At 70.2% G+C, this 21,356-nt stretch carries 16 protein-coding genes and 2 rRNA genes (1 of these 18 cut by a window edge); 14 read left to right on the forward strand and 4 right to left on the reverse strand.

The features are described from left to right. The 7 genes from RGQ06_RS16215 to RGQ06_RS16245 all read left to right on the forward strand — a co-directional run. Window positions 1-2,929, forward strand: a 23S ribosomal RNA gene (locus RGQ06_RS16215); it begins 122 nt to the left of the window's first position. 79 nt (window positions 2,930-3,008) lie between these two features. After that, a 5S ribosomal RNA gene (gene rrf / locus RGQ06_RS16220) occupies window positions 3,009-3,125 on the forward strand. A 96-nt stretch (window positions 3,126-3,221) separates the two neighbouring features. Next, window positions 3,222-4,463, forward strand: coding sequence for a tetratricopeptide repeat protein (locus tag RGQ06_RS16225; protein ID WP_432429431.1), 1,242 nt, complete (start codon window positions 3,222-3,224; stop codon window positions 4,461-4,463). Window positions 4,464-4,568: 105 nt separating this feature from the next. Next, entirely contained in the window at window positions 4,569-4,937 is a 369-nt protein-coding gene (locus tag RGQ06_RS16230) for a single-stranded DNA-binding protein (RefSeq protein ID WP_432429430.1), read from the forward strand. 121 nt (window positions 4,938-5,058) lie between these two features. Continuing rightward, window positions 5,059-5,943, forward strand: coding sequence for a fructose bisphosphate aldolase (locus RGQ06_RS16235; protein WP_432429429.1), 885 nt, complete (start codon window positions 5,059-5,061; stop codon window positions 5,941-5,943). A 110-nt stretch (window positions 5,944-6,053) separates the two neighbouring features. After that, entirely contained in the window at window positions 6,054-7,955 is a 1,902-nt protein-coding gene (locus RGQ06_RS16240) for a 2-oxoacid:acceptor oxidoreductase subunit alpha (RefSeq protein WP_432429428.1), read from the forward strand. 38 nt (window positions 7,956-7,993) lie between these two features. Continuing rightward, window positions 7,994-8,971: a 2-oxoacid:ferredoxin oxidoreductase subunit beta gene (locus tag RGQ06_RS16245; protein ID WP_432429603.1), complete on the forward strand. Its 978-nt coding sequence runs from the start codon at window positions 7,994-7,996 to the stop codon at window positions 8,969-8,971. Here RGQ06_RS16245 and RGQ06_RS16250 read toward each other — a convergent pair whose 3' ends face one another. Further along, window positions 8,972-9,673, reverse strand: coding sequence for an MOSC domain-containing protein (locus RGQ06_RS16250; protein ID WP_432429427.1), 702 nt, complete (start codon window positions 9,671-9,673; stop codon window positions 8,972-8,974). A gap of 34 nt (window positions 9,674-9,707) precedes the next feature. On the opposite strand from RGQ06_RS16250, the gene RGQ06_RS16255 reads away from it, so the two are divergent. Then, the gene (locus tag RGQ06_RS16255) at window positions 9,708-10,637 is read left to right on the forward strand and encodes an LLM class F420-dependent oxidoreductase (protein WP_432429426.1); all 930 of its coding nucleotides are present in this window, start codon (window positions 9,708-9,710) and stop codon (window positions 10,635-10,637) included. A 3-nt stretch (window positions 10,638-10,640) separates the two neighbouring features. Here the strand turns inward: RGQ06_RS16255 and RGQ06_RS16260 are convergent, their stop codons facing one another. Beyond that, complete coding sequence (locus RGQ06_RS16260) at window positions 10,641-11,852, reverse strand: alpha/beta hydrolase (protein WP_432429425.1); 1,212 nt, start codon at window positions 11,850-11,852, stop codon at window positions 10,641-10,643. Window positions 11,853-11,916: 64 nt separating this feature from the next. Between RGQ06_RS16260 and RGQ06_RS16265 the strand changes: the two genes are divergently transcribed. Continuing rightward, window positions 11,917-14,346: a glycoside hydrolase family 3 protein gene (locus RGQ06_RS16265; protein ID WP_432429424.1), complete on the forward strand. Its 2,430-nt coding sequence runs from the start codon at window positions 11,917-11,919 to the stop codon at window positions 14,344-14,346. A 39-nt stretch (window positions 14,347-14,385) separates the two neighbouring features. On the opposite strand, the gene RGQ06_RS16270 is transcribed toward RGQ06_RS16265, so the two are convergent. Further along, window positions 14,386-15,576 (reverse strand): DUF1015 family protein, encoded by a 1,191-nt coding sequence (locus RGQ06_RS16270; protein WP_432429423.1) that lies wholly within the window; start codon window positions 15,574-15,576, stop codon window positions 14,386-14,388. Window positions 15,577-15,619: 43 nt separating this feature from the next. On the opposite strand from RGQ06_RS16270, the gene RGQ06_RS16275 reads away from it, so the two are divergent. After that, window positions 15,620-16,363 carry an HAD-IIA family hydrolase gene (locus RGQ06_RS16275; protein WP_432429422.1) on the forward strand — a complete coding sequence of 248 codons (744 nt, stop codon included), beginning with the start codon at window positions 15,620-15,622 and terminating at the stop codon, window positions 16,361-16,363. Between the two features lie 40 nt (window positions 16,364-16,403). Beyond that, entirely contained in the window at window positions 16,404-18,152 is a 1,749-nt protein-coding gene (locus tag RGQ06_RS16280) for a PP2C family protein-serine/threonine phosphatase (RefSeq protein WP_432429602.1), read from the forward strand. A gap of 12 nt (window positions 18,153-18,164) precedes the next feature. On the opposite strand, the gene RGQ06_RS16285 is transcribed toward RGQ06_RS16280, so the two are convergent. Then, the gene (locus RGQ06_RS16285) at window positions 18,165-19,019 is read right to left on the reverse strand and encodes a rhomboid family intramembrane serine protease (protein ID WP_432429421.1); all 855 of its coding nucleotides are present in this window, start codon (window positions 19,017-19,019) and stop codon (window positions 18,165-18,167) included. Window positions 19,020-19,083: 64 nt separating this feature from the next. On the opposite strand from RGQ06_RS16285, the gene RGQ06_RS16290 reads away from it, so the two are divergent. The 3 genes from RGQ06_RS16290 to RGQ06_RS16300 are packed head-to-tail and all read left to right on the forward strand — an operon-like array spanning window position 19,084 to window position 21,350. Further along, the gene (locus tag RGQ06_RS16290) at window positions 19,084-19,656 is read left to right on the forward strand and encodes a phasin family protein (protein WP_432429420.1); all 573 of its coding nucleotides are present in this window, start codon (window positions 19,084-19,086) and stop codon (window positions 19,654-19,656) included. Window positions 19,657-19,662: 6 nt separating this feature from the next. Next, window positions 19,663-20,502, forward strand: coding sequence for a TlyA family RNA methyltransferase (locus RGQ06_RS16295; protein ID WP_432429419.1), 840 nt, complete (start codon window positions 19,663-19,665; stop codon window positions 20,500-20,502). After that, entirely contained in the window at window positions 20,502-21,350 is an 849-nt protein-coding gene (locus tag RGQ06_RS16300; RefSeq protein WP_432429418.1) for an NAD(+)/NADH kinase, read from the forward strand. Before RGQ06_RS16295 ends, RGQ06_RS16300 begins: the two co-directional genes overlap by 1 nt. Window positions 21,351-21,356 lie beyond the last annotated feature (6 nt).

Raw genomic sequence — 21,356 nt, forward strand, 5'->3', positions numbered from 1 at the left:
GGAAACCCACCACCCGTCATGGGGTGGTACTCCGGTCTGAAAAAATAGGACCGGTAGAGGGAACTCTGGGAACTGAAACATCTCAGTACCAGGTAGGAAAGGAAAGCAACAGCGACACCCGTAGTAGCGGCGAGCGAACTGGGTTGAGCCTAAACCGAGCTGGTGGAATAGCCTGATGGCGTTGCCAGCTGGGGGTTGTGGGGCCGATAGTTCCAGCATCAGATGGAACACGGAGTTACAAAGCTGCCGGGTAGTGGAAGCGCACTGGAACGACGCGCCGTAGCGGGTAAGAGCCCCGTACACGAAACCTGAGCAGCCTCCGATCGTCACCCCGAGTAGCGCCGGAACCGTGAAAGTCGGCGTGAATCTGCGAGGACCACCTCGTAAGGCTAAGTATGACCATGTGACCGATAGTGCACGAGTACCGTGAGGGAAGGGTGAAAAGTACCCCGTGAGGGGAGTGAAATAGATCCTGAAACCGTTGGTTTACAAGCAGTTAGAGAGTCGCCGGCACTTGTGTCGGTCTCGATAGCGTGCCTTTTGAAGAATGAGCCTACGAGTTACGGTGTGTGGCAAGGTTAACCAGTGATGGGAAGCCGGAGCGAAAGCGAGTCTGAATAGGGCGCATAGTCGCATGCTGTAGACCCGAAGCCGAGTGATCTATCCATGGGCAGGTGGAAGCCGGGGTAAGACCCGGTGGACGACCGAACCCACTTAGGTTGAAAACTGAGGGGATGACCTGTGGATAGGGGTGAAAGGCCAAGCAAACTCGGTGATAGCTGGTTCTCCCCGAAATGCATTTAGGTGCAGCGTCGTGTGTTCAGTCATGGAGGTAGAGCACTGAATGGGCTAGGGGCCCTACAAGGTTACCGAACCCAATCAAACTCCGAATGCCATGACTCCAGAGCGCGGCAGTGAGACCATGGGGGATGAGCTTCATGGTCGAGAGGGAAACAACCCAGAACGCCAGCTAAGGCCCCCAAGTGTGTACTAAGTGGAAAACGATGTGAGATTGCGAAGACAGCCAGGAGGTTGGCTTAGAAGCAGCCACCCTTGAAAGAGTGCGTAATAGCTCACTGGTCGAGTGGTCTTGCGCGGACAATGTAACGGGGCTCAAGTACACCGCCGAAGCTGCGTCATCTGTTTACAGATGGGTAGGGGAGCGTCGATCTTGCTGTGAAGCAGGCGGGGAACCGTCTGTGGAGCGTGGTCGAGTGCGAATGTAGGTATGAGTAGCGAAAGAGGGGTGAGAAACCCCTCCGCCGAATATCCAAGGGTTCCTGGGCAAGGCTAATCCTCCCAGGGTAAGTCGGGAGCTAAGGCGAGGCCGCAAGGCGTAGTCGATGCACAACCGGTTGATATTCCGGTACCACCGTGTCCGCGCCCAGCCCAACGTCGTTGATCTCGAGGCTGTCTTCGGACGAGTCGAGTGAGACTTCTGCGGGTAGCAGATGAGGGACGCAGGAAGGTAAGTGAACCCAGGCGATGGTTGACCTGGGGTAAGCGTGTAGGGCGACTCCGATGAGAGTTGGAGTCATACAGCCTGAGACGTGACACCGAGCCGTACAGGCGAAGTCACCGATCCTATGCTGCCAAGAAAATCTCAGCTGTCAGTTGACACGGTGCCCGTACCCCAAACCAACTCAGGTGGATAGGTAGAGAATACCAAGGCGATCGGGAGAACTGTGGTTAAGGAACTCGGCAAATTGCCTCCGTAACTTCGGGAGAAGGAGGGCCCCAGTAGGGTGAAGGACTTCGCGTCCCGAGCTCGAGCGGGCCGCAGTGACCAGGGGAAAGCGACTGTTTACTAAAAACACAGCAGCGTGCGAAGCCGCAAGGCGCTGTATACGCTGTGACGCCTGCCCGGTGCCGGAAGGTTAATTGGAAGGGTTAGTCTTCGGACGAAGCTCTGAAATGAAGCCCCGGTAAACGGCGGCCGTAACTATAACGGTCCTAAGGTAGCGAAATTCCTTGTCGGGTAAGTTCCGACCTGCACGAATGGCGTAACGACTTTCCCACTGTCTCAACCACAGACCCGGCGAAATTGAAGTACGAGTAAAGATGCTCGTTAGCTGCAGCAGGACGGAAAGACCCCGTGGACCTTTACTATAGCTTGATATTGGATTTGGATTTGCGTTGTGTAGGATAGGTGGGAGACTTGGAAGCATTGGCGCTAGCCAGTGTGGAGTCATCGTTGAAATACCACCCTGCGTACCTCTGAATTCTAACCTACGTCCCTTATCGGGATGGGGAACAGTGTCAGGTGGGTAGTTTGACTGGGGCGGTCGCCTCCTAAATGGTAACGGAGGCGCCCAAAGGTTCTCTCAGGCTGGTTGGCAATCAGCCGTTGAGTGCAATGGCACAAGAGAGCTTGACTGTGAGACTGACAAGTCGAACAGGGACGAAAGTCGGGCATAGTGACCCGGCGGTGGCGTGTGGAAGCGCCGTCGATCAACGGATAAAAGGTACCCCGGGGATAACAGGCTTATCTTCCCCAAGAGTCCATATCGACGGGAAGGTTTGGCACCTCGATGTCGGCTCATCGCATCCTGGGGCTGAAGCAGGTCCCAAGGGTTGGGCTGTTCGCCCATTAAAGCGGTACGCGAGCTGGGTTTAGAACGTCGTGAGACAGTTCGGTCCCTATCCGCTGCAGCCGGAAGAAGCTTGAGGAAGGCTATCCCTAGTACGAGAGGACCGGGATGGACGCAGCTCTCGTGTGCCAGTTGTCCTGCCAAGGGCACGGCTGGTTAGCGACCTGCGGAAAGGATAAGCGCTGAAGGCATCTAAGCGCGAAACCTGTTCCAAGATGAGGCTTCTCACTGGGTCAACCAGGTAAGGCCCGTGGTAGACCACCACGTTGATAGGCCGGATGTGTACGCACAGCAATGTGTTCAGCAGACCGGTACTAATCGGCCGAGGGCTTGGTTTCATCCATGTTCGTGCTCGCTATGGAATACTCGAGGAACACTCGAAGGCCGTCTGGCCTCGTGTTCTTTGACAACCAAATTCTCGGTGGTGATAGCAACGGAGATACACCCGTTCCCATTCCGAACACGGAAGTTAAGCCCGTTTGCGCCGATGGTACTTGGGGGGAGACCCCCTGGGAGAGTAGGTCACCGCCGGTTTCTTGAAGGGCCCCCGCATCGCGGGGGCCCTTCGCCGTTTTCGGCCCATGTCGCGCCCTTCGTGGTCGACGCGGGTACCCCTGTACGCTCGTCCGGATGCCCTCGCGCCCCGAAGACGACGATCGACCCGGCCGCCGGTCCGGGTCCGGCGACCGCCGCCCGTCCGGCCAGGGGCGTCCCCGCTCCGATCGAGCCCGCCAGGCCGGCGATGACCGCAAGCCCCGTCCGGGCAGCCGGACCCGCAGCGATGGGTCCTCGGCCGGTGGCGCCTCCCGTGGGGGAGGCCGCGGCGACGCTCGCGGCCGACCGCAGCGCAGCAGCGACCCCCGGGGTGGCCCCCGCCGGGCCGGCGCCGATCGGGACCGGGCGCCGCGTCGCGACGATCGCGACGGCGAGCGGCCCGAGCGCGGCCCGCGCCCACCGATCAAGGGCAAGCGCCGCACCTTCGACGTCGACTCCGCGCCCAACGCCAGGGAGCGGTCACGACCGGCGGAGGGCGAGCAGCCCGCCAGCGAGCGCTGGGTCGACGAAGGTCCTGTCCGCCGCGCCGCTGGTGAAGCGGTCGAGCGGGGGAGCCGTCGCCCCGGACCGGCCAAGCGCGGCGGCGGCCGTGGCCGTGACGGCGCACCCAAGAAGGACGGCGCACCCAAGAAGAAGGCGACCGGCGGGCGCAGCTCGCAGCGACGGGCCGAGCGTGCCACCAAGCGCGTCGAGGGCGCGCTCGAGATCGACCGCGACCGCCTCCGACGTCGCCTGGGCCAGGCCCGGGCCGACCGCACCCTCGGTCGCATCGGCGAGGCCACCGCGGCCTACGCCGAGGACCGCTTCGAAGATGCCCGCAAGGTGCTCAAGCCGATCGCCGAGCTGATCCCCGAGGAGCCCGCTGTCCGCGAGCTCTACGGCCTGTCGCTGTACCGGCTGGGGAAGTGGCGCCAGGCGACCGACGAGCTCGAGGAGTTCGCCCGCCGGTCCGGTTCCACCGAGCAGCACCCGGTCCTCGCCGACTGCTACCGCGCGCTCGGCCAGCACGACCGCGTCCAGGAGCTCTGGGACGAGATCGGTGAGGCCTCGCTGGCTGCGCCCCTCGTCGCCGAGGGTCGCATCGTGTACGCCGGCTCGCTGGCCGACCGGGGCATGATCGCCGAGGCGATCGCCGTGCTCGAGGCCGGTGCGCTCGGCGACAAGGCGCTGAAGGACCACCACCTGCGCATGCGCTACGTCCTCGGCGACCTCTACGACCGCGCCGGCGAGCAGCAGTCCGCCCGTCGCTGGTTCGAGTCGGTGGCCTCGGCCGCGCCCGGGTTCTTCGACGTCCAGGACCGCCTCCGCCAGCTCTGAGCTCACGGGTTCCTGTCGGCGCGCTCTGCGACACTGGGATCTGGCTTCCCCCAGCACCTGCCCGCCGGCCCCTCGCCGGCGGTGCTCCTGCTTGCGGAGGCTCCCGTGCCCGAACCCACCACCATCGACTCCGACCTGGACCTCGCCGTCCTCGTCGGCACCCTCAGCAGCGACCCGGTCGAGCAGACCCTGCCGTCGGGCTCGGTGCTGCTGCGCTACGAGGTCACCGTGCGCGACCGCGCCCCCGCGGACACCGTGCCCGTCTCCTGGGTCGACCCCCGCCGAGCGCCCCGGCTCGCCGCCGGCGACCGCGTCGTCGTGGTCGGCCGGGTCCGCCGACGCTTCTTCCGCGCCGGTGGCGCGACCCGGAGCGCGACCGAGGTGCTCGCCACGTCGGTGGGCCGGCCGCGGCGCACGGCTGCGGCGGTCGCCGCCCTTGCCGACGCCGCCGAGCGCATCGGAGGTTCTCGGTGAGCGCGCGGTGGGGGAGAAGGTGAACGGTCGGACGGTCGTCGGCCAGGATGGTCCTGCAACGGCGCCCGCACGTCGTCGCCGCCCGACCACCCCCACCAACCGCCCACAGGGAGAGCAACGGATGAACCAGGAGCAGTTCGACAAGGTCAAGAGCCGGCAGGGCTTCATCGCCGCGCTCGACCAGAGCGGCGGCAGCAGCCCCAAGGCGCTGCGCGCCTACGGCGTCGAGGAGCACGAGTACGACGGCGACGAGGAGATGTTCGACCGCATCCACGAGATGCGCACCCGGATCATGACCTCCCCGGCGTTCACGGGCGACCGGGTCCTCGGGGCCATCCTCTTCGAGGACACCATGGACCGCACCGTCGAGGGCAAGGACTCCGCCGACTACCTGTGGTCGGTGAAGCAGGTCGTGCCCTTCCTCAAGGTGGACAAGGGCCTCGACGACGAGGTCGACGGCGTCCAGGTCATGAAGCCGATCCCCGGCCTCGACGACCTGCTCGAGCGGGCCGTGGCCAAGGGCGTGTTCGGGACCAAGATGCGCTCGGTCGTCAAGGACGCCAACGCCAACGGCATCGACGCCATCGTCGAGCAGCAGTTCGCCGTCGGCAAGCAGATCGTCGATGCCGGCCTGGTGCCGATCCTCGAGCCCGAGATCGACATCCACAGCGCGACCAAGGCCGAGTCCGAGGCCCTGCTCCGCGCCGGCATCCTGGCCCGCCTCGACCAGCTCGGCGACGACATCGTGATGCTCAAGCTCACGCTCCCCGAGGAGGACGGCTTCTACCAGCCCCTCGTCGACCACCCGAACGTGCTCGCGGTGGTCGCCCTGTCCGGTGGCTACAGCCGCGACGAGGCCAACGACCGCCTCTCCCGCAACCCGGGCGTCATCGCCAGCTTCTCGCGAGCCCTCACCGAGAGCCTCCGCGCCCAGCAGTCGGCCGAGGAGTTCGACGCCGCGCTCGACGAGGCGATCGAGAGCATCTACCGGGCATCCATCGCCTGACGAGGGACCTCTGACCCTGCCAGACCGGGACTCCGGCCTCGCGCGCATCCGTCGCGCGCAGGGCTAGGGTCGACCCCGTTGACAACGACGTCATCGGAGTAGGGGGACAGGTGTCAGACACCTCCACACAGCCCACCGGAGAGCGCACGGAGTCCATCGATCGGGTCATCATCCGCTTCGCGGGTGACTCCGGCGACGGCATGCAGCTCACGGGGGATCGGTTCACCAGCGCGTCGGCCATGTTCGGCAACGACCTGGCCACGCTGCCGGACTTCCCGGCCGAGATCCGCGCGCCAGCCGGCACGATCGCGGGCGTCTCGGCGTTCCAGGTCCACATCTCGGACCACGACATCACCACGCCGGGCGACGCGCCCGACGTGCTCGTGGCCATGAACCCGGCCGCGCTGCGCAGCGACCTGCACCGGCTCAAGGGCAACGGCTCGGTGATCCTCAACATCGACGCCTTCACCGAGCGCAACCTGGACAAGGCCGGGTACTCCTCGGACCCACGTGAGGACGGCAGCCTCGACGCCTACAAGGTGTACGAGGTGCCGATGACGGAGATGACCAAGAAGGCGGTCGAGCACCTGGGCGTCAAGCCCCGCGACGCCGAGCGGTCCAAGAACTTCTTCGCGCTCGGCCTCGTGTCGTGGATGTACACCCGCCCCGCCGAGCACACCCTCGAGTGGATCCAGCAGAAGTTCGGCAAGGACCAGCAGGTCGCCGACGCCAACGTCGCCGCGTTCAAGGCCGGGCACGCCTTCGGTGAGACCGCCGAGCTGTTCGACCACGCCTATTCGGTGAAGCCGGCCGAGAAGGTGCCGGGCACCTACACCAACATCACCGGCAACGTCGCCCTGGCCTGGGGCCTCATCGCCGCGTCGCAGCTGGCCGACATGCCGCTGTTCCTCGGCTCGTACCCGATCACCCCGGCCTCGGACATCCTCCACGAGCTGTCCAAGCACAAGAACTTCGGCGTGCGCACCCTGCAGGCCGAGGACGAGATCGCCGGCGTGGGCTCGGCCATCGGTGCCGCCTACGGCGGCCACCTGGCCATCACCACCACCTCCGGGCCCGGCGTGGCCCTGAAGGGTGAGGCCATCGGCCTGGCCGTGAGCCTCGAGCTGCCACTGGTCGTCGTGGACATCCAGCGCGGTGGCCCGTCCACCGGGCTGCCCACCAAGACCGAGGCGTCGGACCTGCTGATGGCGATGTACGGCCGCCACGGCGAGTCCCCGATGCCGATCGTGGCCGCCTCGACGCCCGCCGGCTGCTTCGACGCCGCCATCGAGGCGTGCCGGATCGCCTTGAAGTACCGCACGCCGGTCTTCTTGCTCTCCGACGGCTACCTCGCCAACGGCGCCGAGCCGTGGAAGCTGCCCGATGTCGAGTCGCTGCCCGACATCTCCACCACCTTCGCCACCGAGGCCAACGGCACCAACGACGCCGGGAACCCGGTGCACCATCCCTACGAGCGCGATCCCGAGACGCTGGCCCGGTCGTGGGCGCTGCCGGGCACCCCCGGCCTCGAGCACCGCATCGGCGGCCTCGAGAAGGCCGACAAGACCGGCAACGTCTCCTACGACCCGGGCAACCACGAGCTCATGACGCACCTGCGCCAGGCCAAGCTCGACGGCATCGCCAAGGACATCCCCGAGGCCGTGCTCGAAGGCGACGCCGACGCCGACCTGGTCGTGATCGGCTGGGGCTCCACCTGGGGTGCGATCTCCGGCGGCGTCGACCGCGTGCGCGCCGCCGGGCACTCGATCGCCCGGATCCACCTCACGCACCTGCACCCGTTCCCGCCGAACCTGGGCGACCTGCTCAGCGGCTTCGACCGGGCACTGGTCCCCGAGCTCAACCTCGGCCAGCTCAGCAAGGTCCTGCGGGCCGAGTTCCTGATCGACGCCAAGACCGTCAGCAAGGTCCGCGGCCTGCCGTTCACGGCCGTCGAGATCGAAGCCGCCATCCTCGACTCCCTCGGGGTCGCGCAGAACGGAGCAGCGAAGTGAGCGACACCACCATCCCAGAGACCAGCCGCAAGGACTGGATGTCGGACCAGGAGGTCCGCTGGTGCCCGGGCTGCGGCGACTACAGCATCCTCGCCGCCGTGCAGCTCGCCCTGCCCGACATGGGCGTGCGCCGCGAGGAGGTCGTGTTCGTCTCCGGCATCGGCTGCGCGGCCCGCTTCCCGTACTACATGAACACCTACGGGATGCACTCGATCCACGGCCGGGCCCCGGCCATCGCCACCGGCCTGGCCATGGCCCGTCCCGATCTCCACGTGTTCGTGGTGTCCGGCGACGGCGACGCCCTCTCGATCGGTGGCAACCACCTGATCCACGCGCTGCGCCGCAACGTGAACCTGACGATCCTGCTGTTCAACAACCAGATCTACGGCCTCACGAAGGGCCAGTACTCACCGACGTCGGAGACCGGCAAGGTCACCAAGTCCACACCGTTCGGCTCCATCGAGAAGCCGTTCAACCCGGTGTCGGTGGCCCTCGGGGCCGAGGCCAGCTTCGTGGCCCGCACCCACGACATGGACCGCAACCACATGATGGACACCATCAAGCGGGCCCACGACCACCAGGGTGCGTCGATCGTGGAGATCTACCAGAACTGCAACGTCTTCAACGACGGCGCCTTCGGCCAGATCACGGCGAAGAGCGCCCGGGACGAGATGCTGATCGATCTCCGCCACGGCGAGCCGATCCTGTTCGGCGCCGACCGCCAGCGTGGCGTGGTGCTCGACGGTGGTGGCGTGCGACTCGCCGAGGTGGCCGACGTCGGCATGGACGCCGTGCTCGTCCACGACGAGACCCGCCCCGACCCCTCCATCGCGTTCATGCTCTCCCGCATCGCCACCGGCCCCCACGAGCCGACCCCGGTCGGGGTGTTCCGCGCCGTGGGCCGGGACGAGTACGGCAGCCGGGTCAACCAGCAGCTCGCCGCCGCCCAGGAGCAGCGCGGCCCGGGCAACCTGCACGACCTCCTCCGCTCCGGTGCGACGTGGGAGGTCGAGTGATCACGCGACCTCGAGGGCATCGCCGAGGCTGATCCGCCCGGCGGCAACGACCAGCGCACCGACGCCCAGGTTGCCGGCGCGCTCGGCGCGCACCTGCGTGAGCACCGACCGGTCCCGCTCGAGCCCGGGCTGGGGTCGGGTGACGATCACGCAGCGGTCGATCTCCTTGACCACGTCGGCGACGACGCCGCCCAGCCGGATGCGGGACCCGGCCAGGTCCCGCTCGTCGCCGCCGCGGATGACCACGTTCGGTCGGAACCGACGGACGTCTCGGCCGCCGAGCGCCTCCTCGGCCACGATCGACAGCCGGGTCCGCGTCGAGTCGTGCCACACGCCGGCGGGGCCCTCCCACCGCTCGGGTGCCTCATCGTCGAGGCCTGCGCCCTCCACGGCGTAGTGGCCGCGCTCGTCGGGCGCCGGACGGCGCAGCTCCACGGGCCGCCCCACCCACGCGGACAGGACGTCGTCGTCGTCGGTGACCGCTCCGTCCGGGAGTCGCACCGCCATGCCATCGCCGCGAGCGACGGGCTCCGCGAACAGGAGCTGGGGCGCCCGCCGAGCGGTGAGGACCAGACCCGTCTCCCGGTCGACGAGGCCCCACTGGCGGTCACCGTCGATGCCGAGCGGCCCGATGTCGGCCGCCGTCAGGGACTCGCCGATCATCGACTTCACGGGGTAGCGCCACAGCTGGGTCACCTGCACCGGGCCATGGTGGCATCGCCGGTAGGTTCCGACCATGGACCTGCGCATCTTCACCGAGCCCCAGCAGGGCGCCTCCTACGACACGCTCCTGGCCGCCGCCCGGGCCACCGAAGCCGCCGGCTTCTCGGCCTTCTTCCGGTCTGACCACTACCTCAAGATGGGCGACGCCTCCGGGCTGCCCGGCCCGACGGATGCCTGGATCACCCTCGCCGGACTGGCCCGCGAGACCGAGTCGATCCGTCTCGGGATCCTCGTCACCGCAGCCACGTTCCGGCTGCCCGGTCCGCTCGCGATCAGCGTCGCCCAGGTTGACGCCATGTCCGGTGGCCGGGTCGACATCGGCATCGGGACCGGCTGGTACGACGCCGAGCACACGGCCTACGGCATCCCGTTCCCGCCGCTGAAGGAGCGCTTCGAGATCCTCGAGGAGCAGCTGGAGATCCTCACCGGGCTGTGGCGCACGCCGGTGGGGGAGACCTTCGACTTCGACGGTCGCCACCACACCGTGTCGGGCTCGCCGGCGCTGCCCAAGCCGGTCCAGGAGGGCGGGCCGCCCATCATCATCGGCGGGGGTGGCCCGAAGAAGACCCCGGCGCTCGCGGCGCGCTTCGCCAGCGAGTTCAACCTCCCGTTCGCCCCGAAGGACACCTGGGTGGGCCAGCGGGGCCGGGTGCAGGACGCCTGCCGCGACATCGGTCGCGACCCTGACGACCTCACGTACTCGGTCGCGCTCGTCGTATGCGTCGGCGAGGACGAATCCGAGATCGCGCGCCGGGCGGCATCCATCGGGCGCGAGGTCGACGAGCTGCGGGAGAACGGCGTGTGCGGTACGCCGTCGGAAGCCGTGGCTCGTCTGCAGGAGTGGGGCGACGCCGGCGCCGAGCGCGTCTACCTGCAGGTCCTCGACCTCGACGACCTCGACCACATCGAGCTGCTGGGACGCGAGGTCCGCACCGCGGTCTGACCCTCACAGGTGCTCGTCGAGGAACCCGACGACCCGTCGCTCCCACTCCTCGGGCGCGACGCCGAGTCCGTCGGTGTGGCCGGCACCGTCCACGGTCCAGACCTCCACCCGCTCGGGCGCGCCGGCGGCGATCCAGGCCGCAGCGTGGCCCTCGTCTGCGACCTGCCCGGCGGCCATGAGCAGGACGGGCACCTCGGATGAGACGACCGCGTCGCGCAGCACGGTGGGGCGGGGGGCGTCTGTCAGCAGGTCGGTCAGGCCGTACTGCAGCTGCTCGATCCGCTCCTGCACGGCGCCCCGCCAGCCGTGGACGTCGGAGAGCCAGTCCTTGTCGGCGGCTCGGCGGGCGGTCGCGCCCTCGGCGACCACGGCCCCGACGCGGGGGTCGGTGGCGGCACCGATCGCCTCCTCACCGCCCATCGAGAGCCCGAGGACGCCGATCCGGTCGCCGTCGACGTCGGGTCGGGCGACGAGGTGGTCGAGCCCGGCGGCGATGTCGGCGTCGCCCCACCAGCCGAAGTCCATCGCCCGCCCGGTGCTCTCCCCGTGCCCGCGGGCGTCCATGAGGAGCACGCCGTAGCCGTGGTCGGCGAGGACCGTCGCCTGCGCGAGCGCGCCCTCGTGGGTCGAGCCCGCACCGTGGCGGACGAGCACGGCCGCACCGTTCGTCCCCGGCACCCACCACGCGGCCAGGGTCACGCCGTCGGATGTGGGCAGGGACACGGGCTCGGCATCGAGCGGCGGCTCGGCTGCGGTCCGCGAGGCGGTCGAGTCGGGCACGTTGACGACCGCGACGGCCGGACCCACCACGGCCAGGGTGAGCAAGACCAGGACCACCATCCCGAGCCAGGTGGGGATCCGCCCGCGCCGACGCATGCCCTCGGTGGCGGACGCCGTGCCGAAGCCGACGAGGCCGAACCCGCCCGCCACGGCGCCGGCGGCACCGAAGCCGCGGATGCTCGCCGGAGCGGCGAACAGGTGGGGCCCGAAGCCGACGCCGATCGCGAGCACCAACGGGCCGAGGAGCGCGCCAGCGACGGCAGCGAGGCGGGCTCGCCGGCGCAGACCGACGACCAGGACGGCGGCGATGGCGAGGACGAGGGCCACCCGCAGCGCGCCGCCGACGGTGCTGCCACCAACGGCCAGGAGGGTCGCCAGCGCGAGTGCGGCGACGGCCGTGGCGATGCCGGCGAGGCGCCAGCGATCGGGGGTCACGCCGCCAGCATCCGTGCACGCCTCCGGACGGGGAAGGGCCCCGGGTCACTAGGTTTCGCCGGCGATGCCCAGCACGCCACTCCCCGCCGTCGACGACCTCACCCTCGAGGAGAAGTGCCGCCTGCTCGGCGGGGCCTCCACCTGGCGGACCCACCCGATCGAGCGGGTCGGCATCCCCGCGGTGAAGATGTCGGACGGGCCCAACGGCGTGCGGGGCGACGGGCTCGGCGCCCGTCGCACGCCAGGAGTGGTCATCCCGGTCGGCATCGCCGTCGGCGCCACGTGGAACCCGTCGCTGGCCGCGGAGCTCGGTGACCTCCTCGGCACCGAGTCGCGGCGCAAGGGCGCCCACGTCCTGCTCGCCCCGACCGTGAACCTGCAGCGGACCCCGATCGGCGGTCGGGTGTTCGAGTGCCTGTCGGAGGACCCCGAGCTCACGGCGCGACTCGCCGTCCCGCTGGTCGAGGCGGTGCAGGCCCACGACGTCGCGGTCACGGTGAAGCACTTCGTGGCCAACGACACCGAGATCGACCGGATGAGCGTCGACGTCGACGTCGACGATCGGGTGCTCCGCGAGCTCTACCTGCGTCCCTTCGAGGCCACGGTCACCGAGGCCGCCGCCTGGGGGATCATGAGCGCCTACAACCAGCGTGGCGGCGAGCACTGCGCGGCCAGCCGCGAGCTGCTCACCGGGATCCTGCGCGACGAGTGGGGATTCGACGGGTTCGTCGTGTCGGACTGGTACGGCTCCCACGACACCGTGGCCTCCATCCGGGCGGGCCTCACCGTGCCGATGCCGGGGCCGAGCACGATCTACGGGGAGCGGCTGCAGGCCGCGGTCGAGGCCGGCGACGTCGAGGAGCCCCTCGTCGACGCGCAGGTGGAGGACCTCCTGCGGCTCATGGCCCGCGTGCGCGTCACCGAGCGCGACTCGGAGCAGGCGGAGGAGACGGTGGACGACCCGGCCGAGCGGGCGCTGTGCCGCCGGGCCGTGGTCGAGGGGCTGGTCCTGTGCCGCAACGAGGACGCCGCCCTGCCGATCCCACCCGGTGCCAGCGTGGCGGTCATCGGCCCCAACGCCGAGGACACCCGCATCATGGGCGGTGGGTCGGCCAGCCTCCAGGCGCTCCCGAACCGATCGCTGCTCCAGGCCCTCGCCGACCGGGCCGCGTCCGTGGTCCACGAACCGGGCGTCCGCATCGATCGGCTGCCGCCGCCCCTCACCGAGGAGGTGCTGCGCACGCCGGACGGGGAGCCCGGTCTTCGGGTCGACTACCGCGACGGCCTCGATCCCGACTCACCCGTCGTCGTCACCGACGTGACGCCCGAGACGATGCTGCGCTTCTTCGGGTCGACCCCGGAGGGCGTGGACCCCGAGCGCTTCCACGTCACCGTCACCGGCACGTTCGTCCCCGAGCGCAGCGGCACCCACCTGCTGTCCGCGGTCCTCACCGGCGCCGGTCGGATCGAGGTCGGCGACGTCGCCGTGCTCGAGGACCCCGACCGGCAGCTGCCCCGCGGGCCGCTGTTCTTCGGGTTCGGCTCCGAGGAGCAGGAGGCGGCCATCGAGTGCGAGGCCGGCGTGGCGGTGCCGATCCGGATCACCACGACCGGTCGGGGCGGCTACGCCGCCATCCGTCTCGGCGTGCGCGCCCCCGAGCCGCCCGACATGATCGCACGGGCGGTGGCCGCGGCCCGGGACGCCGACGTCGCGGTGGTCGTCGTGGGCACCAACGACGAGTGGGAGACCGAGGGCGAGGACCGCACGACCATCGCCCTCCCCGGCGACCAGGACGAGCTCGTCCGACGGGTGGCGGAGGCCAACCCCCGCACCGTCGTCGTGGTCAACGCCGGCTCGCCGGTGTCGATGCCCTGGGTGGACGACGTGGCCGCGGTGCTGCTCGCCTACTTCGGCGGCATGGAGATGGCGGACGGCGTCGTCGACGTCCTGCTCGGTGACGCCGACCCCGGTGGCCGGCTGCCGCTGACCTACCCCGAGGCCCTGGAGGACACGCCGGCGTGGCGCTGGTACGCCCCCGTCGACGGCGTGCAGCACTACGGCGAGGGGCTGCTCATGGGCTACCGGGGCTTCGACGCCGCCGGCACCGTGCCGCTGTTCCCGTTCGGGCACGGCCTCTCCTACGGAGATGCCGACTGGGGCGCCGCCTCCCTGTCATCGGACTCCATCCGCGCCGGTGATCCGGTGGAGCTCACGGTGCCGGTGCAGGCGACGGGGGAGCGCGCCGCCACCGTGGTGGTCCAGGCCTACCTGTCGGGGCCCGACGGCTTCGGTCGCCCGCCCAAGGTCCTGGCCGGGTTCGCCAAGGTCACGGTCGCGCCGGGCACGGAGGAGCCGGTCGTCGTGACCATCCCGCCGGAGGCGTTCCGGCGCTGGGACGGTGACGGCTGGGTGGTCGACGAGGGGACCTGGGAGGTCGTCGTCGCCGCGTCGGCGACCGACGTCCGCCAGCGCCTGCACCTCGAGGTCGGTTGACGCGTTCCGCAGCCGCTGCCAGAACCCTCCGGCGAGGCCTCAATCCAGGGCGCGGAAGACGATGCCGGTGGCGGGCTTCGGGGCGAAGAACGTGGTCTTGGGTGGCATGCGCTCGCCGCCGTGGGCGATCGCCTGGATCTGGGCCACGGTGGCCGGCCGCATCAGCAGCGCCGCCTGGGCCCGGCCCTCGGTGACGGCCTCGACCACGTTGGCCACGCCGTGCTGGTAGCTCAGGTCGTGGGCCGGGAGAGCCGAGCGCGCCTGCTCGAGGCGCACCGTGTCGAGCTCCACCGACGCGTCGAACGCGCCGTCCTTCGGGCGGAGCACGAAGGTGCCGGTGTCGTCGACGAGGCCGAGTCCGCCGAGCTCGACCAGACGGGCGACGGCGTCGGGGCCGAACGGGTCGGTGGGCTCGACGTCGAAGTGCTCGCTCAGCAGGACCGGCAAGGAGGCCCCGTCGGGCAGGCCGGTGATCAGGCGGTGGATGGGCTGGACGGTGAGCTCGTCCTCGACCAGCTCCACCACGAAGCACATGGTGAGGTCGGCGGCGGTGCCGGGACCGTCCACGATGCGGCGCTCGTCGCGGTACTGCAGGGAGGTCTCGTAGCGGTGGTGGCCGTCGGCGATGACGATGGGGTGGTCGAGGACCAGGGTGGCGATGCGACCGTTGCGGTCGGCGTCCCGGCTCGTCCAGGTGGTGTGGGTGACGCCGTCGGGGTCGGTCCACTCGGCGTCGGGCTCGACGTCGGTCGGGAGCAGGTCGGTGAGGCCCCCGGCGAGGGACAGGCCCCAGATGGCCGAGAGGTTGTACCGGGTCGACCGCAGCATGTCGAGGCGGTCCGACTTGGCCTTCTTGGTGGTGTGCTCGTGGGGGAGGATCTCGCCCGCCCCGGGGGGCCACAGCTCGAGGGCGCCGATGACCCCGGTGGTGTGGCGGGTCACGCCGGTCTCGTCGGTGAAGGTCATCCGGTAGATCGTGAACGTGGGGGCCTCGTCGGTGACGAAGGTGCCCTCGTCCTGCCACTCCTGCAGCAGCCGTCGGGCGACGTCGTAGCGGTCCTCGCCGTCCTCGTCGACGGGGAGGTCGATCCGCACCGCGTTGCGGTCGTTGCGGGCCAGCTCGGCGCGCTGGCGGTCGTCGATGACGTCGTAGGGGGGTGCGGTGACGTCGGCGAGGGAGACTCGCTCGCGGTCGTAGCGCAGACCTCGGAAGGGCTCGAAGCGGGGCACCCGGACATCGTTGCAGACCGGGTCCGGGTGCCACGATGCTGCGATGCCCTGGGTGCTGGACCTCGACGGTGTGATCCGGCTCGGTGAGCAGCCGATCGCCGGCGCAGCCGAAGCCGTGGCCCTGCTGCGCGCCGCCGGTGAGGAGGTGGTGTTCGCCACGAACAACGCCTACCGGTCCATCCGGGACCAGGAGGCTGCCCTCGACGCGATCGGCATCCCCGCCGATGGGGCCGTGGTCGGCGCAGCCCAGGCCGGCGCGAGCCTCCTCGAACCTCACGAGAGGGTGCTGGTGGTGGGCGGGCCCGGCCTGGTCGAGGAGGTCGAGGCCCGGGGCTGCACCCTGGTCGAGGACGGGCCCTGCGACGCGGTGATCTCGGGCCTGGACCGCCAGTTCCACTACGACGCGCTCCGCCGAGCCGGCCTCGCCATCCGGGGCGGCGCCCGCTGGATCCTGACCAACCCGGACCCCACGTTCCCCACGCCGCACGGCCTCGAGCCCGGCGCGGGGGCCCTGGGCGCCGCGATCCGTGCCGCCGGCGGCGCCGACCCGCTCATCGGCGGGAAGCCCGAAGGTGCCATGGTCGGGCTGATCCGCGACCGCCTCGGGGGCGACGGGATCGTGGTCGGGGACCGGGCCGACACCGATGGCCGGTTCGCCACCGCGCTCGGCTACCGGTTCGCGCTGGTCTTCTCCGGGGTCACCACCGAGGCGGACCTGCCGGTCGAGCCCGAGCCGTGGCTGATCGCCGACGACCTGCTCGAGGTCGTGCGGAGGACGCTGGCCTGACGGACAGGGGGGCCACCACCTACGATGTCGCCCCTTGAACGTGAGATCCGGCGAGCGAGCGCCCGCAGAGCCGCCTGCGAACCGGCTGGGTGACCTGGACCGCGTGTTCGAGCGCGCCGGCACGATGGCGCCGGTGCTTCGGGACCTGGACTGGTCCGCCACGCCCCTGGGGGACCCCGACGCCTGGCCCCAGAGCCTGCGCTCCGCCGCCAGCATCTGCCTCGGCGCCAAGTACCCGATCGCCATCTACTGGGGCGACGACCTGACGCTGCTCTACAACGAGGCGTGGAGCATCATCCCCGGCGACAAGCACCCGTGGGCGCTCGGGAAGCCGGCACGCGAGGTCTGGCCCGACATCTGGGACATCGTCGGGCCGGAGTTCGACCGGGCGCTCCAGGGCACGGGGATGTGGGTGGCGGACCGCCTCCTGCCGATGGAGCGGCGCGGGTACCTCGAGGAGACCTACTTCAACTACAACCTCAGCCCGATCATGGCCGAGGACGGCCGCATCGAAGGCGTGTTCAACGCCGGGATGGAGACCACGAGCCGGGTCATCGCCGCCCGCCACCAGCGGGTCCTGATCGATCTCATCGCCGAGACCGCATCGGCCACGACGGTCGGCGAGGCCTTCGCCGGCGCCGCCGAGGCACTGGCCGGTCACCGCGAGGTCGCCCCCTTCGCCCTGCTGTACCGGCTCGACGACGGGGTCGCGCACCTCACCGGCACCACCGGCGTGGCTGCTGGCGGGGAGGGCACGGGCGCGTCGGTCCAGCTCGGCGTCGATGCCGACCCGTGGCACATCCAGGAGGCGATCGAGCGCCGCCGCGCCGTGGTGGTCGAGGACATCGGCCGCTTCGCCGACGTGCACGCGCACGAGGGGTGGCCCGAGGCCGCCCACACGGCGGTGACGCTGCCGGTCGTCCGCTCCCGCCGCCGGCGTCGCCGCGTCGAGGGCGTCCTGGTGGTGGGCGTCCCGCCCGGGCTGCGCATCGACCCCCAGCACCAGGAGTTCCACGCCGCCCTCGCCGACCGCTTCGCCCTCTCGGTGCTCGACGCGCGGCGGGAGGAGGAGGAGCGGCGCATGTTCGAGATCGAGCACCGCATCGCCGAGACCCTCCAGCAGAGCCTCATCCCGGCGCTGCCCGAGGTCGACCACGTCGACCTCGCCGGCTGCTACCTGCCCGGCACCGAGGGCCTGGAGGTCGGGGGCGACTGGTACGACGCGGTCCCCCTGCCCGACGGCAGCGTCACCCTGGTCATCGGCGACGTGGTCGGCAAGGGCGTGGCCGCGGCTGCCCAGATGGGCCAGCTCCGCAACGCCCTGCGCGCCTACGTCCTCGAGGGGTTCTCGCCGGGGGCGGTCCTCAGCAAGCTCAACCACCTCACCCTCTCCCTGTCCGGGTCGACCTTCGCCACGCTGCTCGTCCTGCGCTACGAACCCGGGGACCACACGGTGCAGTGGTGCCGGGCCGGCCACCTCCCGGCCCTGGTGCGCCGAGCGGACGGCACCGTCGAGCTGCTCGACGGCGACGGGTCCCCGCCCATCGGGGTGTTCGAAGGGGTGGCCTTCCGGGAGTCCCAGCGTCGGTTGCAGCCGAACGACGTCGTGGTGCTCTACACCGACGGCCTCATCGAGAAGCCGGGCGAGGACATCGACGTCAGCATCGAACAGCTGGCGCATCGGGTCGGCGCACTGCCCCTCGGCGCCGGGTTCCTGGACGCCATCGTGGCGCCGCTGGCCGACACCGACCGCCGCGACGACGTCGCCGTGCTCGTCCTCAGCACCTGAGCCCTCGGACGCTCAGCCCCCGGGCCGCCACCGCCGGTACTCGTGGACGGGGCCGACGCCGCCGGTGGAGTCCCAGTGGTGGGGGGACATCTGGTCCTGGTAGCGGTTCCGCCATGCCGCCTTCTGCGCAGCGCGCGTCGAGCGGACGAGCACGCCGATCGCCACGCCGAAGACGAAGCCGCCCACGTGGGCGGCCCAGGCCACCCCGGAGTTCGGGCTGGTGAAGAACTGGAGCACGAACCAGACGCCGAGCAGCCACTTGGCCTTGATGGTGGCCAGGATCGGGAAGCCCAGCAGCACGATCGTGCGCACGGGCGCGTTCGGGAACCAGATCAGGTACGCACCCATCACCGCGGCGACCGCCCCGGAGGCACCCACGACCGGGATCGTGCTGTCGGGCTGGAGGGCGACGTGGGTGACGAGCGCCGCGACCCCGCCCGCCAGGTAGAAGAGCAGGTACCGGACGGCGCCGAGGTGGTCCTCGATGTTGTTCCCGAAGATCCACAGGTAGAGCATGTTCGAGCCGATGTGCATCAGGCCGCCGTGGAAGAACATCGACGCCAGGGCCGACAGCCAGATGGACTTGTCGGGCACGCCCTGCGGGGCATCGTCGCCACCGATCCCGCACGACTCCGGGTCGCCGCCGAGGGCCCCGAAGGTGGCCTCGAGCTCCGGCGCGGTGAGCGGTCGCTGCTGGGTGAGCTCGCAGGGGATGGCGGCGTTCTCGATGTTGAACACCAGGTCGTCGATCGGCTCCCGCTGGGGCTCCTCCTGCCAGAGGAACCAGGCGCCGACGCAGGCGAGGATCAACAGCAAGGTGACCACGGGGCGTCGGCTCGTGGGGTTCACGTCCTTGAGCGGGAGCACCGCCAGAGCGTAGGAGCGCCGTCCGGCACTTTCGCCCCCCGCCGTGCTGTCGTAGCCTGCGCGGATGGCCAAGAACCCCCTGATCAAGCGGTACCTCGATGCGGGGATGGCGTTCACGCAGATGACCCAGTCCCGCGCCGAGGCGATCGTGAAGGACCTCGTCAAGCAGGGCGAGGTGAAGTCGAAGCAGGCCGAGGACCTGATCGAGCAGATCGTCGAGCGTTCGAAGGCCAACACCGAGGGCCTGCTCGAGATGGTCCGCTCCGAGGTCCGCGACCAGCTGGTGGCGCTCGGCCTGGTCGACGCACCGGACGCGAGCACCCCCGCGCCCACCCCGACGGCGCAGGTCGCGCCGGCCAAGACCGGCGCGACCGGCACCACCGAAGCCGCCGCCGAGCGCTCCGCCACGAAGAAGGCCGCCACGAAGAAGCGGGCCACGGCGAAGAAGGCCGCCACGAAGAAGCGGGCCACGGCGAAGAAGGCGGCCGCCAAGAAGCGGACCACCAAGAAGGCCGCGGCCAAGCGGACCACGGCGAAGAAGGCTGCCACCAAGGCGCCGGCGCGGAAGGCGGCGACGAAGAAGGCCGCCACCAAGAAGGCCGCTCCCGGGTCCGCCGGCGGCCCGTCGGCTTCGTAGGAGGCCATGAGCTCCGGCGCCCGGCGGCGACTCGACCTCGAGCTGCTCCGGCGCGGCCTCACCGAGAGCCGCCAGCAGGCGCGCCACCTGATCGATGCCGGGCGGGTGCTCGTGTCCAACGCGCCAGCCGACAAGGCCGGCCGCCTCGTCGCGCCCGGCGAGCCGATCCGCGTGCTCGGGCCGCCCGCTCGGTACGTGGGGCGGGGCGGAGAGAAGCTGGCGGGCGCACTGGCCCGGTTCGACCTCGACCCCACTGGTGTCCGGGCCCTCGACGCCGGCGCCTCGACCGGGGGCTTCACCGATGCCCTGTTGCAGGCGGGGGCCGCATCGGTGGTGGCGGTCGACGTCGGCCGCGCCCAGCTGCACGAGCGGTTGCGGGCCGACGAGCGGGTCGACGTCCGTGAGCAGACCGACATCCGCACCGTGCGCGCCGACGACATCGGCGGACCTGTCGATGTCGTGGTCGCGGACCTGTCGTTCATCTCGCTCCACGCCGTGATGACGTCGTTGCTCGACCTGCTCGCGCCGGGTGGTGACCTCGTGGTGCTCGTGAAGCCGCAGTTCGAGGCGGGCCGGGCCGAGGTCTCCCGGGGACGGGGCGTGATCCGCGACCCGCAGGTCTGGCGTCGGGTGCTCGACGAGGTGATGGTCGCCATCGGCGAGGCCGGAGGCGCCATCATGGACGCCATGGTCTCCCCCCTCCGCGGGGCGGACGGCAACGCCGAGTTCCTCGTGCACGTCCGCCGCCCCGAACACGGTCGCGACCCGCACGAGGGTGCGGTCGCCGGGCGCGAGCTGGACCTCGACGCGCTCGTGGCCGAGGCGGCCGGGGAGGCCGGTGCCTGATGGTCACGGCCGGCTTCATCCTGCACGGCGAGCGCGATCGCGCCGCGTCCATCACCCACGACCTGGCCACGTGGCTGCTCCAGCGCGGCCACGACGTGCGGATGCCCACCGACGACGCGGAGCGACTCGGCCTGGGTGAGCACGGCGTGCCCGAGGACCGCTTCGCCGACGGGCTCGACGTCGCCGTGAGCCTCGGCGGTGACGGCACGATGCTGCGCACCGTGGAGCTGGTGGCCGACAGCGGCATCCCGGTGATCGGCATCAACGTGGGCCAGCTCGGCTACCTGACCGAGGTCGATCCGGCCGGCGCCCGGATGGCGATCAAGCGCTACCTGTCCGGGGCCTACGAGATCGAGGAGCGCATGCTCCTGGCGGCCCGCATCGAGGGGCGCGAGTCCTCCGAGCACGTGGCGCTCAACGAGGCGGTCATCGAGAAGACGCCCTCCGGCCACACCGTCCGCCTCGCTGTGAGCGTCGACGGCGAGTACTTCACGACCTACGCCGCCGACGGCCTCATCGTGGCGACCCCCACCGGGTCCACGGCGTACTCGTTCTCGGCCCGGGGGCCCATCGTGGCGCCGATGCACCGCTGCCTGGTGCTCACGCCGGTGTCACCGCACATGCTGTTCGACCGCACGCTCGTGCTCGACCCGCACTCCACGCTGCACCTCGAGGTCGTCGGGCACCGGCCCGCCACGGTCTCCGCCGACGGCCGCAACCTCGGCACCCTCCACCCCGGCGACGCGCTCAGCTGCACTGCGAGCCCCCGCACGGCGCGGCTCGTCACGTTCGGTGAGCACGACTTTCTCGCCATCCTCAAGACCAAGTTCGGGCTGTCCGACCGATGAGGGACC

Source organism: Salinilacustrithrix flava (assembly GCF_041228405.1).
Taxonomy (GTDB): domain Bacteria; phylum Actinomycetota; class Acidimicrobiia; order Acidimicrobiales; family Salinilacustritrichaceae; genus Salinilacustrithrix; species Salinilacustrithrix flava.

What these genes read in the sequence shown, in the direction of transcription:
- RGQ06_RS16225 (WP_432429431.1), top strand. Translation starts at nt 3,222, where the DNA reads ATGCCCTCGCGCCCCGAAGACGACGATCGACCCGGCCGCCGGTCCGGG.
- RGQ06_RS16235 (WP_432429429.1), top strand. Translation starts at nt 5,059, where the DNA reads ATGAACCAGGAGCAGTTCGACAAGGTCAAGAGCCGGCAGGGCTTCATC.
- RGQ06_RS16245 (WP_432429603.1), top strand. Translation starts at nt 7,994, where the DNA reads ATGTCGGACCAGGAGGTCCGCTGGTGCCCGGGCTGCGGCGACTACAGC.
- RGQ06_RS16255 (WP_432429426.1), top strand. Translation starts at nt 9,708, where the DNA reads ATGGACCTGCGCATCTTCACCGAGCCCCAGCAGGGCGCCTCCTACGAC.
- RGQ06_RS16265 (WP_432429424.1), top strand. Translation starts at nt 11,917, where the DNA reads ATGCCCAGCACGCCACTCCCCGCCGTCGACGACCTCACCCTCGAGGAG.
- RGQ06_RS16275 (WP_432429422.1), top strand. Translation starts at nt 15,620, where the DNA reads ATGCCCTGGGTGCTGGACCTCGACGGTGTGATCCGGCTCGGTGAGCAG.
- RGQ06_RS16290 (WP_432429420.1), top strand. Translation starts at nt 19,084, where the DNA reads ATGGCCAAGAACCCCCTGATCAAGCGGTACCTCGATGCGGGGATGGCG.
- RGQ06_RS16295 (WP_432429419.1), top strand. Translation starts at nt 19,663, where the DNA reads ATGAGCTCCGGCGCCCGGCGGCGACTCGACCTCGAGCTGCTCCGGCGC.
- RGQ06_RS16300 (WP_432429418.1), top strand. Translation starts at nt 20,502, where the DNA reads ATGGTCACGGCCGGCTTCATCCTGCACGGCGAGCGCGATCGCGCCGCG.